This window comes from Streptomyces sp. NPDC058665, assembly GCF_042714995.1.
Taxonomy (GTDB): domain Bacteria; phylum Actinomycetota; class Actinomycetes; order Streptomycetales; family Streptomycetaceae; genus Streptomyces.
The window spans coordinates 1-14,141 of record NZ_JBHXRX010000083.1 but is presented as its reverse complement, the minus strand read 5'-3'; the positions used below and the strand labels follow the sequence as shown (position 1 = coordinate 14,141).

At 67.9% G+C, this 14,141-nt stretch carries 9 protein-coding genes; 5 read left to right on the top strand and 4 right to left on the bottom strand.

What is annotated here, in order from left to right; all coding sequences use genetic code 11:
* Window positions 1–48: 48 nt before the first annotated feature.
* Entirely contained in the window at window positions 49–1,497 is a 1,449-nt protein-coding gene (ngcE, locus tag ACFWV8_RS34270; protein ID WP_384213572.1) for an N-acetylglucosamine/diacetylchitobiose ABC transporter substrate-binding protein, read from the bottom strand.
* A gap of 524 nt (window positions 1,498–2,021) precedes the next feature.
* On the opposite strand from ngcE, the gene ACFWV8_RS34265 reads away from it, so the two are divergent.
* From ACFWV8_RS34265 to ACFWV8_RS34250, 4 genes are all read left to right on the top strand, one after another.
* Window positions 2,022–5,864: a GH92 family glycosyl hydrolase gene (locus ACFWV8_RS34265; protein WP_384213569.1), complete on the top strand. Its 3,843-nt coding sequence runs from the start codon at window positions 2,022–2,024 to the stop codon at window positions 5,862–5,864.
* Window positions 5,865–5,909: 45 nt separating this feature from the next.
* On the top strand, window positions 5,910–6,797 hold the full coding sequence (locus ACFWV8_RS34260) for a helix-turn-helix domain-containing protein (RefSeq protein ID WP_384213566.1): 888 nt from the start codon (window positions 5,910–5,912) through the stop codon (window positions 6,795–6,797).
* On the top strand, window positions 6,794–6,997 hold the full coding sequence (locus tag ACFWV8_RS34255) for a DUF397 domain-containing protein (protein WP_384213563.1): 204 nt from the start codon (window positions 6,794–6,796) through the stop codon (window positions 6,995–6,997). Before ACFWV8_RS34260 ends, ACFWV8_RS34255 begins: the two co-directional genes overlap by 4 nt.
* A gap of 274 nt (window positions 6,998–7,271) precedes the next feature.
* Window positions 7,272–8,024 carry an IPT/TIG domain-containing protein gene (locus ACFWV8_RS34250; protein ID WP_384213560.1) on the top strand — a complete coding sequence of 251 codons (753 nt, stop codon included), beginning with the start codon at window positions 7,272–7,274 and terminating at the stop codon, window positions 8,022–8,024.
* 94 nt (window positions 8,025–8,118) lie between these two features.
* Here ACFWV8_RS34250 and acnA read toward each other — a convergent pair whose 3' ends face one another.
* Together acnA and ACFWV8_RS34240 are read right to left on the bottom strand one after the other, a co-directional pair.
* On the bottom strand, window positions 8,119–10,833 hold the full coding sequence (acnA, locus tag ACFWV8_RS34245) for an aconitate hydratase AcnA (protein WP_384213558.1): 2,715 nt from the start codon (window positions 10,831–10,833) through the stop codon (window positions 8,119–8,121).
* 467 nt (window positions 10,834–11,300) lie between these two features.
* The gene (locus ACFWV8_RS34240; protein ID WP_384213555.1) at window positions 11,301–12,350 is read right to left on the bottom strand and encodes an aldo/keto reductase; all 1,050 of its coding nucleotides are present in this window, start codon (window positions 12,348–12,350) and stop codon (window positions 11,301–11,303) included.
* A gap of 75 nt (window positions 12,351–12,425) precedes the next feature.
* On the opposite strand from ACFWV8_RS34240, the gene ACFWV8_RS34235 reads away from it, so the two are divergent.
* Window positions 12,426–12,962, top strand: a complete 537-nt coding sequence (locus ACFWV8_RS34235; RefSeq protein WP_384213552.1) for a TetR/AcrR family transcriptional regulator — start codon at window positions 12,426–12,428, stop codon at window positions 12,960–12,962.
* 390 nt (window positions 12,963–13,352) lie between these two features.
* On the opposite strand, the gene ACFWV8_RS34230 is transcribed toward ACFWV8_RS34235, so the two are convergent.
* Window positions 13,353–14,000, bottom strand: a complete 648-nt coding sequence (locus ACFWV8_RS34230) for a hypothetical protein (protein WP_384213549.1) — start codon at window positions 13,998–14,000, stop codon at window positions 13,353–13,355.
* Window positions 14,001–14,141 lie beyond the last annotated feature (141 nt).

Genomic DNA, 14,141 nt, shown 5'->3' with positions numbered 1-14,141 from the left:
GGATCCGACCCCGATCTGTGCGCGGATGCCGCCGCTGGTGACGCTTGCTCACTGGTGCTTGTAGTGCTTGATGGACTGGTCCTTCGCGGCGGCATCCGCGTAGCCCTGGATCTTCTTGATGGCCTCGGCGGGGGTGAGACGCCCGGCCATCATCTCGCCGAGACCGGCGACCCCGATCTGCTCCTTCTGGAGCTTGACGTACCAGTCCTGGAGGCGCGGGTTGACGACGTTCTCGCCCGCCTTGTCCAGGGAGGCGACGGCCGACTTGAGGCCCGGGGTCAGCTCGATGCCGTCCGTGCCGCCGTTGAGGGCGGTCAGCGACTTCACCTGGGAGGTGAAGTTCTTCGACGACTCCTCGCTGAGCATGATGCGCAGCAACTCCATGCCCCCCTGCGGGTTCTTGGCCTTCTGCGGGACGATGAAGGGCTCACCGCCGGAGGCCCAGATGGTGCCGAACGGCATCTTGTCGGAGGCGTCCATGCCGGTCGGCGCGCCGACGGCGAGGTTGAAGTCGGCCGGCATCGTCTTGGCCGCCTCGTTCTCCACCCAGGAGCCGTTCGGGATGAAGAGCGCCTTGCCCTTCGTCCAGGCGGTCTGCGACTGGATGTGGTCCAGGCCGGGGGTGCCCTGGAGGATGTAGCCCTTCTTGAAGAGCTCGTAGTACGCCTCGAACGCCGTCTTGACCGCCGGGTCCTTCCAGGCGTTCGGCTCCAGGTTGTCGATCTTGTCGAGGACCTCGGCGCCGCCGATCTTGGCGATCATCGGGTAGAGCGAGAAGGGGATGTAGTACGGGTGCTTGCCCGCGTACGTCCAGCCGGCGATGCCCTTCTTCTTCGCCTTCTCGCAGACCGCGAGCATGTCGTCCCAGGTCTCGGGGTAGGTCGCGTCGAGGTTCTCCAGCGCCTTCTGCGAATACCACACGCCGTAGACCGTGTAGGCGTAGTACATGATCCAGACGGGGTCGCCGTCGAACTGGCCCATCTCGACGATGCCGGGGCGCAGGGTGTCGCGCACCTTCTTGGCGGGGTCGTCGTACGACGGGGCGTCCATCAGCGCCGTGAGGTCGGTGAGCTGCTTCTTGCCCACCAGCACGCCCATGTCCATCTGCTCGGCACCGGAGTTGTCGATCAGGTCCGGCGGGGTGCCGCCGTTGAACCTCGGCTGGAGCGTGGACTGGATCTTCTCGGTCGCCGCGTGCTTGACCTTCGGGGCCTTCGGGAACGCCGTGTTGTAACGCTTCTCCGCGTCGATCGCGTACTGCTCGCCGAACCCGCCGTTGAAGATGACGACTTCGAGCTGCGCCGTCTCGTTGGCTCCGAGGGGGTTCTTCGCCGAGGTCTTGCCCTTCTCGACCTTCTCGTCGCCGCCGCTGTCGCTGCTCGCGCAGGAGGCCAGGAAACTCATCGTCGGCACGGTGATCAGGCCGACCGCCGCCGAACGCTTGATCAGATCGCGACGGCCAAGGCCCTCATTGCTGTGAGCGGAGGTTGATCCCATGCTCAAGTCCTCGCCTTCTCCAGGACTCAGGCGGTGTACCGGTCGCCCGTCCTTCTCGCCTGAGGCAGAAGGGCCCCGCCACCGCGGTCAAATGAAGCTGGGTCGTGCAGGATTGTGGTGCTTGATTCGCGTGCGCTCCCGGCCCTTCGCCGTTCGAAACCTGGCGAGGCGGACGCCGACAGGTATAGTCCACTTCAGGTCAACTGAGCAAGATCGAAAGCAGGTTTGGGCGGGAGACTTTCCCTAGTTGAGACCTCCGGCGGGTTTCGGAAGACACCCATGACATCCGTACGGATCTCACCGTATTTTCCGGATCGCGCACGCCACGATATCCGGCTCGCTCGCGCGCTCTCGCGCACACGAATATGTGCAGCTTCAACGAATCGCTTTTGGCAGAATGGCCGGTTTCTGTCATCTCACACCGGCAACACTCTTGACACCGTGCACCTTCTGCATCACTACTTAAGCTGCGCATGACTTATGACAACGTTGTCCATCATGCTTTCACAGGAGGAAGGCTCGGGATGCAGCGCACACCAAGACCCCGGCACACGCAGTACCGCAACGCCGCCCTGGTGGCGGTCGCTTCGCTGCTCATGGTCACCGCACACTCGGCGGCCGTCGCACAGCCCGCGAGGGCCGACGCCCCCAAGGACTCGTTCGCCTCCTCCTTCGAGGAGAGCGACACCCAGCCGGACTGGCGCGACACCGTCGACACCGGAGCCGACGGGGAGAAGCGCTCCTCGGGCGTGACCGGGGAGTTCAACGCCGGCATCCCCGGCAATGTCACCGACCGGGTCGTGGAGCTGCGCGCCAGCGACGAGAACACCGGCGGCGGCGAGGGCAAGGAGAACCTGGTCGACGTCCAGTCCAGCACCAAGTGGCTGGCCTTCGAGCCCACCGCCTGGGTCGAGTTCGACCTGGACGCACCCACCAAGGTTGTGACCTACGCGCTGACGTCGGCGAACGACCACGCCGAGCGCGACCCGAAGGACTGGACGCTCCAGGGGTCGACGGACGGCAAGGAGTGGAAGACCCTCGACTCCCGGGTCGACCAGACTTTCGGCGAACGATTCCAGACAAAGTCATACAACTTCGATAATTCGACCGCGTACGCGCACTACCGGCTGGACATCACCAAGAACAACGGCGCGGGTGACGCCACCCAGCTCGCCGACGTGCAGTTCTCCAACGGCGACACGACCACACCGCCGCCCGCCGACATGCGCAGCCATGTCGACGGCGGCCCCGGCGGCTCGCCCACGGCCAAGTCCAACGCCGGCTTCACGGGGAAGCGCGCGCTGGAGTACTCGGGCTCGCACAAGCCCGACGGCCGGGCCTACTCGTACAACAAGGTCTTCGACGTCGACACGGCCGTGCGCGCCAACACGGAGCTGTCGTACCGGATTTACCCCTCCATGCCGGAGACGGACCTGAACTACCCGGCCACGAACGTCTCGGTGGACCTCGCCTTCACCGACGGCACGTATCTGAGCGACCTGAAGGCTCTCGACTCGCACGGCGGGCTGATGACCCCTCAGGGCCAGGGCGCGGCCAAGCGGTTGTACGTCAACCAGTGGAACGCGGTCGCCTCCCGGATCGGCTCGGTCGCGGCCGGCAAGACGGTGGACCGGATACTCGTGGCGTACGACTCCCCGAAGGGCCCGGCCAAGTTCCAGGGCTGGGTGGACGACATCGCGCTGGCCGTGAAGGCGCCCGAGAAGCGCCTCGCGCATCTGTCGGACTACGCGTCCACCACGCGCGGCACCAACTCCAGCGGCTCGTTCTCGCGCGGCAACACCTTCCCGGCCACGGCCGTGCCGCACGGTTTCAACTTCTGGACCCCGGTGACGAACGCCGGGTCCACGAGCTGGCTGTACGAGTACGCGCGCGACAACAACAGCGACAACCTCCCCACCCTGGAGGCACTGTCCGCGAGCCACGAGCCGAGCCCCTGGATGGGTGACCGGCAGACCTTCCAGCTGATGCCGTCTACGGCCGGCGGCACGCCGGACGCGTCGCGCTCGGCGCGCGCGCTGCCGTTCCGCCACGAGAACGAGATCGCCAAACCGCACTACTACGGCGTCACGTTCGAGAACGGCCTCAAGGCGGAGATCACCCCCACGGACCACGCGGCGGCGATGCGGTTCACCTATCCCGGTGACGACGCGAGCATCGTCCTCGACAACGTCAACAACAACGGCGGTCTGACCATCGACGCCGCGAGCCGGTCCTTCACCGGCTTCTCCGACGTGCGCAGCGGTGGGTCGGCGGGCGCCACACGGCTGTTCGTGTACGGCGTCTTCGACGCGGCGGTCACCGACAGCGGCAAGCTGCCGGGCGGCGGCGGCAAGGACGTCACCGGATTCGTACGCCTCGACGCGGGCCAGGACCGCACGGTCGATCTGCGGATCGCGACCTCGCTGATCAGCGTCGACCAGGCGAAGAAGAACCTCGCGGACGAGCTGCCGGCCGACCTCGGCTTCGAGCGGGTCAAGAAGGACGCGCAGCGCGCCTGGGACCGTATCCTGGGGAAGGTGGAGGTCGAGGGCGCCAACAAGGACCAGCTCACGACGTTGTACTCCAGCCTCTACCGGCTCTACCTGTATCCCAACTCCGGCTTCGAGAACACGGGTACGAAGAAGAAGCCGCGGCAGCAGTACGCCAGCCCCTTCGTACCGAAGACGGGCACGGACTCCCCCACGCACACCGGCGCGAAGATCGTCACGGGCGAGGTGTACGTCAACAACGGCTTCTGGGACACCTATCGGACGACGTGGCCCGCGTACTCCTTCCTGACGCCGAAGAAGGCCGGGGAGATGGTGGACGGCTTCGTCCAGCAGTACAAGGACGGCGGCTGGATCTCCCGCTGGTCCTCCCCCGGCTACGCCGACCTGATGACCGGCACCAGCTCGGACGTGGCCTTCGCGGACGCGTACGTGAAGGGTGTCGACTTCGACGCGAAGGCGGCGTACGAGGCGGCGCTGAAGAACGCGACCGTGGTGCCGCCGAGTTCGGGCGTGGGCCGCAAGGGCATGGAGACCTCGCCGTTCCTCGGTTACGCCTCCACGGAGACCCATGAGGGCCTGTCATGGTCGCTGGAGGGCTACCTCAACGACTACGGCATAGCGAAGATGGCCGAGAAGCTCTACAAGGAGACGGGCCAGAAGCGGTACAAGGACGAGTCCGCGTACTTCCTCAACCGCGCCCAGAGCTATGTCTCGCTCTTCGACTCCGAGGCCGACTTCTTCCAGGGCCGCGACCTGAAGGGCGACTGGCGGGTCCCGAGCGACAAGTACGACCCGCGGGTGTGGGGTTACGACTACACCGAGACGAACGGCTGGGGCTACGCCTTCACCGCGGCCCAGGACTCACGGGGCCTGGCCAATCTGTACGGCGGGCGCGCGGGTCTGGGCGACAAGCTGGACGAGTACTTCGCGACGCCGGAGACCGCGGGCGCGGAGTTCGTGGGGTCCTACGGCGGCGTCATCCACGAGATGACGGAGGCGCGGGACGTCCGGATGGGCATGTACGGCCACTCCAACCAGGTCGCGCACCACGCCACGTACATGTACAACGCGGCGTCCGAGCCCTGGAAGACGCAGGAGAAGGTCCGCGAGGTGCTCGGCCGCCTCTACACCGGCAGCGAGATCGGGCAGGGCTACCACGGCGACGAGGACAACGGCGAGCAGTCGGCCTGGTACCTCTTCTCCGCGATGGGCTTCTACCCGCTGGTGATGGGCAGCGGGGAGTACGCGGTGGGCTCGCCGCTCTTCAAGAAGACGACGGTGCATCTGGAGAACGGCCGCGACCTGGTCGTCAAGGCGCCGAAGAACAGCGACAAGAACATCTACGTGCAGGGCCTGAAGGTCAACGGCAAGTCCTGGAAGTCCACGGCGCTGCCGCACGACCTGCTCGCCAAGGGCGGCACGCTGGAGTTCGACATGGGCGCGAAGCCGTCGGCGTGGGGCACGGGCAAGAACGCGGCGCCGGTCTCGATCGCGAAGGACGACAAGGTGCCTTCGCCGAGGACGGACGCGGTGACCGGCTCGGGCGCGCTCTTCGACAACTCGTCGAAGACGACGGCCACGGCGGAGGGTCCGGTGGACCTGCCGGTCGCGTCGGCGACGAAGGCGGTCCAGTACACGCTGACGTCCGCCAAGGCGGAATCCTCGCCGAGCGCCTGGGAGTTGCAGGGCTCGGCGGACGGCACAACCTGGAAGACGCTCGACAAGCGGTCCGGCCAGTCCTTCACGTGGGACCAGCAGACGCGGGCGTTCACGGTGGCGACGCCGGGGTCGTACGTGAAGTACCGGTTGGTGACGAAGGGTCAGGCCGAGCTGGCGGAGGTGGAGTTGCTGCGGTAGCTCGCTGTCCGCTCTGAACGGAGAACGGGTCACCGGCGCTCGCCGGTGACCCGTTCTCCGTTTCCTGTGCACGTTGCGCCGCGAAACGACTACGCTGGGTCACCTGCCGCACCCAGTGATCTCGACGCGTACGCCAGCCCAAGGGCCTTCTACGGAGCGGAACTTCGCCGCTTGCGGGAGGAGGCGGGCCTGACCCAGACCCAGCTCGGTGAGCGGGTGTTCTGCACCGGCTCGTACATCGGCCAGTTCGAATCGGCGACTCGATGGCCGATGGTGGACCTGTCGCGGATGATCGACGAAGTGCTGGGGAGTGGGGAGCACTTGCAACGTCTTGCGAAGCTGGCGCGGAGCACGAGCATCGCGGACTACTTCGCGGACGCGGCGGCGTTGGAGCCGCTCGCGCGGTCGATCTGCACGTACTCGCCGCTGGTGATTCCCGGACTGCTCCAGACCGAGCGCTACGCACGGGCCATCACGCACGCGTCGCTGCCGCTCGCCCCGCAGGAGGAGGTCGAGGAGTACGTACGCGCTCGGATGGCGCGCCAGCGCATTCTCGACGGCGACACCGCACCGACGCTGTGGGCCGTTCTGCACGAGGCGGCTCTGCGCGTCCCGTTGGGTGGTCCCGACTGCATGGGCGAACAACTGAGCCGTCTGGTCTCGCTGGGGCGGGCGCGGCGGGTGATGGTGCAGGTGGTGCCGTACGCCGCGTCGGCGCACGCCTACGTACAGGAGACGTTCCGTCTGATGACCTTCGGCGACGCGCCGGACGTGGCGTACACCGAGGGCTCTCACACGGGCCAACTCATCGATGAACCAGTGCTGGTGAGGCGCTTCCACTCGTCATACGATCTGGTCAGGGCCGCTGCGTTTTCACCGATGGCATCCCTGGACTGGCTCGAATCGACGGCGAAGGATTACACGACACCATGAGCGCGACAGACGACATGAGCAGCCTCATCTGGCGCAAGTCCTCGTACAGCAACGGCGAAGGGGGCGACTGCGTCGAGGTCGCGGACGGCCTCCCCGGGATCATCCCGGTCCGCGACAGCAAAGCGCCCGAAGCCGGGGCGCTCGTGATACCTGCACCCGTCTGGACCGCGTTCATCGCGAGCGTCAAGACCCACAGGTAGTCGGAGCCGCCCACGCCGGTGGTACGCCTGGAGGTGCGGGGAGCCCGCACGCTCCGCAGAATGACGTATTTGCCGTTAAATCCCTTGTGTCCGGCGGGAGATGGCTGGGTTACTGACCGTGTCCTATTAGGCGGGCCGCCCATCCCTCCGCGGGAAACACGGCGGTCGGCCGGGCGCGGGCGCTCGGTTCACGGCGCCGTTGTGAGGGCCCGCCGGAGGCGTGGAGCCATCAGCGAGCGCTGGTGTGGTGGCTCGGATCGCGTCAGGAGACATCATGCCAGTCATCTCCAGCGTCACGCCCAACCAAGGGGCGAGCGGGACGACCGTCACCATCACCGGCACCGGGTTCACCACGGTCACCGAGGTGACGTTCGGAGGCCGCCCGGTTCCCTTCACCATCGTCAACAGCACCACGATCGTCGCCATCGTCCCGACCCTGTGCTGCGGCCAGTCCGAGGTGAGAGTGGCTGCCGGCCCGGCGTGGAGCAACGGTGTGCCGTTCTTCTACATATGCCCGCCGAAGTGCCGGGAGGTGCGGCCCGACTCCGGGCCGGCCGCGGGCGGGACGACCGTCACGATCTACGGCAGTGGGCTGGCGACCGCGACCTCGGTCGCCTTCGGTCCGAACGCCGCCACCCCCACCGTGGTGTCGGACAGTCAGCTCACCGTGACATCCCCCGCACTCTCCTTCGTGAACTGCACGGAGACGGTGGACGTCGTCATCACCACGGCGGGCGGCACCAGTTGCGCCGAATGCGGCTGCTGCCGCTTCACGTACTTCAACGCCCCGACGGTCACCAGCATCACCCCCGACTCCGGCTCGGGCTGCACGACCATCACCCTCACCGGCACGTGTCTGCTGAACGTCAGTGAGGTGACGTTCTCGGGGACCCCGGCGGCTTTCACCAGTATCTCCAGCACGGTACTGACCGCCACCGTGCCCTCCGGGCTCGCCCCGGGCACCTACGCCGTCGTGGTCGTCACCCCGGGCGGCTCCACCGCGCCCGTCACGTTCACGGTCCTCTAGCCTCACGACCCGCGCGTTCCCTCCGAACCGCGCACGCAGAAGGGCCGTACCCCGCGCGAGTCCCACGCGCGGAGTACGGCCCTTCGGGCGACGCCTACTTGCGGATCAGGCTGCGGAGCACGTACTGCATGATCCCGCCGTTGCGGTAGTAGTCCGCCTCGCCCGGGGTGTCGATGCGGACCACCGCGTCGAACTCCACGCCCGTGTCCGTCGTGACCTTGACCGTCGCCGGGGTCGTGCCGTCGTTCAGGCCGGTGACGCCCGTGAACGTGAACGTCTCCTCGCCCGTCAGGCCGTACGACAGCGCCGAGGCGCCCTCCGGGTACTGGAGCGGCAGCACGCCCATGCCGATCAGGTTCGAGCGGTGGATGCGCTCGTACGACTCGGCGATGACGGCCCTGACGCCGAGCAGCGCCGTACCCTTCGCCGCCCAGTCGCGGGACGAGCCCGAGCCGTACTCCTTGCCCGCGAGGACGACCAGCGGGGTGCCGGCCGCCTGGTAGTTCTGCGAGGCGTCGTAGATGAAGGAGACCGGTGCGTCCGGCGCCGTGAAGTCGCGGGTGTAGCCGCCCTCCGTGCCCGGCGCGATCTGGTTGCGCAGGCGGATGTTGGCGAACGTGCCGCGGATCATGACTTCGTGGTTACCGCGGCGCGAGCCGTACGAGTTGAAGTCGCGCCGCTCGACGCCGTGCTCCGTCAGGTACGTGCCCGCCGGGGTGTCCGCCTTGATCGCGCCGGCCGGGGAGATGTGGTCGGTGGTGACCGAGTCGCCCAGCATGGCCAGCACGCGCGCGCCCGTGATGTCGGCGACCGGGGTCGTCTCCATCGTCATGCCCTCGAAGTACGGGGGCTTGCGGACGTACGTCGACTGCGGGTCCCACTCGAAGGTGTTGCCCGTCGGGATCGGCAGCGCCTGCCACTGCGCGTCGCCCGCGAAGACGTCCTGGTAGGACTTGTTGAACATGTCCTCGCCGATGGCGGAGGCGACGACCTCGTTGACCTCGGCCTCGGTCGGCCAGATGTCCTCGAGGTGGACGGGCTTGCCGTCCTGGTCCACGCCGATCGCGTCGCGCGTGATGTCCACCTTCATGGAGCCGGCGATCGCGTAGGCCACGACCAGCGGCGGGGACGCCAGGTAGTTCATCTTGACGTCGGGGTTGATCCGGCCCTCGAAGTTACGGTTGCCGGAGAGCACCGCGGCGACGGCCAGGTCGTTCTCGTTGACCGCCTTGGAGATCTCCTCGTCCAGCGGACCGGAGTTGCCGATGCAGGTCGTGCAGCCGTAACCGACCAGGTTGAAGCCGAGCTTGTCCAGGTACGGCGTGAGGTTCGCCTTGTCGAAGTAGTCCGTGACGACCTTCGAGCCCGGCGCCAGGGTCGTCTTGACCCACGGCTTGCGGGTGAGGCCCTTCTCGACGGCCTTCTTGGCGACGAGCGCGGCGGCGACCATCACGTACGGGTTCGAGGTGTTGGTGCAGGAGGTGATCGCGGCGACGGTGACGGCGCCGTGGTCGATCTCGTAGTTCGGTCCGTCGGGCGTGACGACCAGGGTCGGGCGGGTCGGCACACCGTCGGAGGAGGCCGGCGAGTCGGAGGCCGGGAAGGACTCCTTGCCCGCCTCCTCGTCGTCCGTCACGTAGTTGCGGACGTCGAGCGCGAACTGCTCCTTGGCGTCGGCCAGTACGATGCGGTCCTGCGGGCGCTTGGGGCCGGCGATGGACGGGACGACCGTGGCGAGGTCGAGCTCCAGCCTCTCGGAGAAGTCGGGCTCGGCGGCCGGGTCGAGCCAGAGGCCCTGCTCCTTGGCGTACGCCTCGACCAGCGCGAGCTGCTGCTCGTCGCGGCCGGTCAGCTTCAGGTACTTGATGGTCTCGGCGTCGATCGGGAAGATCGCGGCGGTCGAGCCGAACTCCGGCGACATGTTGCCGATGGTGGCGCGGTTGGCGAGCGAGGTGGCGCCGACGCCCTCGCCGTAGAACTCCACGAACTTGCCGACGACGCCGTGCTTTCGGAGCATCTCGGTGATCGTGAGGACGAGGTCGGTGGCGGTGGTGCCGGGGGTGAGCTCGCCGGTCAGCTTGAAGCCGACGACGCGCGGGATGAGCATCGAGACGGGCTGGCCGAGCATCGCGGCCTCGGCCTCGATACCGCCGACGCCCCAGCCCAGCACACCGAGGCCGTTGACCATGGTGGTGTGCGAGTCGGTGCCGACGAGGGTGTCCGGGTACGCCTGGCCGCCCCGGACCATGACGGTACGGGCCAGGTGCTCGATGTTGACCTGGTGGACGATGCCGGTGCCGGGCGGGACGACCTTGAACTCGTCGAACGCGGTCTGGCCCCAGCGCAGGAACTGGTAACGCTCCTTGTTGCGGCCGTACTCCAGCTCCACGTTCTGCGCGAAGGACTCCGGTGTACCGAACTTGTCGGCGATGACGGAGTGGTCGATGACCAGCTCGGCCGGGGCCAGCGGGTTGATCTTCGCGGGGTCGCCACCGAGCTCCTTGACGGCCTCGCGCATGGTGGCGAGGTCGACGACGCAGGGCACGCCCGTGAAGTCCTGCATGATCACGCGGGCCGGGGTGAACTGGATCTCCTGGCTCGGCTGTGCCTGGGAGTCCCACCCGCCGATCGAACGGATGTGGTCGGCGGTGATGTTCGCGCCGTCCTCGGTGCGGAGCAGGTTCTCCAGCAGCACCTTCAGGCTGTAAGGGAGGCGCGCTGAGCCCTCGACCTTGTCCAGCCTGAAGATCTCGTACGACTCGTCGCCCACGCGCAGCGTGCTGCGGGCGTCGAAGCTGTTCGCCGACACGACAGTCTCCTTCATGAATGTGCGCGTACTACCGCGCCGCGACGCATGTGCGGCTGACGCCGCGCGGTGCCGCCAACGGGCTGCTCGCCGATCCGCTAAGGTAAGGCTTAGTTAGGTTGGCCTTACTGCCTGGCGGCTGCGGTACGCCTTCGGCAGATATCTCGATGTCGAGATAACTCTAGTACATGACCGCTGCGAGGTCATGCCGGGGAGCCATGTGTCCGCGCCCTTCTCCGGCTCCGCCTGCGCCGGCTGCCCTGTCTCAGGTGACCCTGGGCAGTCTCAATCCGCTCCGGGCAAAAGGACCGGCGTCTCAGCCGTCTGCGGGCACCGATGCTCGGCCTTTCGCAGCTTCGCCGTACCGCGTCGGCGTTGGTCGCGGAGGCCGATGGCGCCGAAGGCGCTTGCCAGGACGACCCGGCGCACTCGGGCGGCGCGGGCGGCGGCACCGGGGCGGACGGTGGGGTTCACGCCAGAGCCATTCCGGGGACGCGCCGGCGGATAGCCTCCATCTCGGCTTCGTCCGAGACACCTTGCCAGTCGTACCGGGGGGTGTACGGGGCCTCCAGGGCGCGCACTTCGTCGTCGGTGAGTTCGAGGTCGAGAGAGGCCACGGCCTCGTCGATCTGACGGACCGAACCGGCGCCGACCAACGGCGCGGTGACGACCGGCTGGCGTCGCAGCCAGGCGAGCGCGACCTGTCCGCGGCTGACGCCGTGGGCGTCCGCGACCTGCCCGACCGCGTCGATGATCGCGTGGTTGGACGCCTCCTGCGCGGGCGAGTAGAGCAGGTCCGCGTAGGCGCCGTCCGTCTCGGAGCGCACCGTCGAGCGGGCGTCGTCCCACGCGCGGGCGAGGCGGCCGCGGGCCAACGGCGACCAGATGATCGTGCCCACGCCCTCGTCCAGGCACAGCGGGATCATCTCCCGCTCCTCCTCACGGGCGAGGAGGTTGTAGTGGTCCTGCATCGACACGAACCGCGCCCAGCCGTTCTCCTTCTGCAGACGCAGCGCCTTCGCGAACTCCCACGCGTGCATGGACGAGGCGCCGAGGTAGCGGACCTTGCCGGCTTTCACGAGGTCACTGAACGCCTGAAGGGTCTCCTCCCAAGGCGTGGCGCGGTCGTTGCGGTGGATCTGGTAGAGGTCGATGTAGTCCGTGCCGAGGCGGCGCAGTGAGTGGTCGACCTCGGTCATGATCGCCTTGCGCGACAGGCCGCGTCCGTTGGGTCCCAGCCGCATCGGATGGCGCAGCTTCGTGGCGATCACCACGGCATCGCGGTCGGCGAAGTCCTTGAGCGCGCGGCCGAGGATCTCCTCGCTGGAACCGTTGGAGTACATGTTCGCGGTGTCGAAGAAGTTGATCCCCGCCTCCAGCGCGTGCTTGATGAGCGGGCGCGCTTCCTGTTCGCCCTTCGACCAGACGGGGTGCCCACGGTCGGGTTCGCCGTAGGTCATCGCGCCGATCGCGATCGGGGACACGTCGAGGCCGGTCTTGCCGAGCTTGATGTAACGCATGACACTCCTTAAAGTATGTGGAGAGCTCTCCGAATAAAGTAGTGGAGAACTCTCCACTTAGCAAGGTGAGGTCCTGTGGTCCGTTCAGACGCCCGTGAGAACAGGGCACGCATCCTCGCCGCCGCACGCGAAGCGTTCGCGGCGGACGGCAGCACGTCGATGAACCAGATTTCCCAGCGCGCGGGAGTAGGCGCGGGCACCCTGTACCGCAACTTCCCCACCCGCGAGTCGCTGGTCCTGGCCGTCTACCAGGACGAGGTGGCCCGCATCGTCGGCACCGTGCCCGACCTGCTGGCCCAGATGCCTCCACTGGAAGCGCTCCGCGACTGGACGATCGACCTCGTCGAGGCCATGCGCAGAAAGCACGGCCTCGGCGACGCCCTGGGACCGGGCGTGCACCAGGCGATCAGCGAGCAGAGCTACGGGCCCGTCATCGCCGCGATCACAGAGCTCCTCGACGCCGGCAAGAAGGACGGAAGCATCCGCGTGGACGCCGACCCAGGAGACTTCCTCCAACTCACCGGCGCATTGTGGCGGGCCGCGTCCAGCCCCGAGGACCGGGCACCCCACATGCTCGCGCTCATCCTCGACGGACTCCGCACGCACCGGTAAACGACGCGCACGGGTCGGGGCCCGTCAGATGGACGATTCACAGTCCCGTTCGTGCTGGTGACCGGCGCGCCATTCGGCCAGGAGAACGGAGAACGGTGGCGTCGCTGTCAGGCCGGCCGTGGGGCCGGCCGTCGAAGTAGTAGCGAATGACGCAATCGACAGCTCTCACCCCTTGCACGGCGCCTGGCCGATCAGCAGGCACTTTCCGGGTGAGCTTGAGCTCACAACCGCCGGTGTCCGGAAGCTCCGCCCGTCTGAGACGCAGACGTGTCCCCACCAGATACCGATCCGTGATCACACGACTGACTGTGACCGACGAAGGAGCCGGAGACCCCGCAAGCAAGAACCGTCGCTCTCGCTCGACACGCGCATACTTCCCCTGGCGGGGGGTCACTTCGGAGGTGCCGCGGCCGGTGGGTGCGGTTCGGCGCGACGGCGACGCAGGTAGGGGACGGTTACCGTGCCCAGCAGCGGGCCCCACAGCAGCAGCGGAGCGTAGCAGAGGTAGAAGACGGCTGCCGTCCAGCCACCCGTCTCACCTGGGTAGTCGGGGGATGTCGCGTCTCCTCGAAGGGTGACGTTCGCGAGATCCGTGACGGCGGCGGCGCTCCACAGCGCGGTCAGGGCGACGGCGCCGAGCGCGGCGGGGACGACGACGGCCAACGGCGGGATGCGCCGCCCGCGCAGCACGGGTACCCAGCGCGGCCAGACCTCTCCCCAGGCGGCGATCAGCCCTACCGCGGTGAACGCGAGCAGTTCGGAGACGACCGAGAGCAGGATTACGTAGACCTCGACCGGCAGCCATGCCGGGAGGCTGCCCGAGCCCCGGTCCGGGCCCTCGCCGACCTGGAGGATCCGCCAGAGCCCCGACGGCAGGACGGCGAGGGGGACAGCGATGGCCGCTCTTCTCGCCCAGGCGGGGACGCCGGGCACGGGCGTGTGGGCGGACTTCCAGGCGGTACGCAACCGGCCGTGGGCGGGCGGGTGTTGGGCGTGGGGGTTGTTGGCGGGGGTGGTGCGGGTGGTGCGACTGGGCATGGGCGCTCCTCCGGTACGGCTGGCGCCGCGCGCCCGGCCTCTTCCGAAGATCGCAGCGGGCGCCTCCCGCGCGGATCGGCCTCCGGGACGAACCGGCTCCGCCGTACGGGGGGCCGCGGGCGGCCCGGGGTGGTCCCGGGC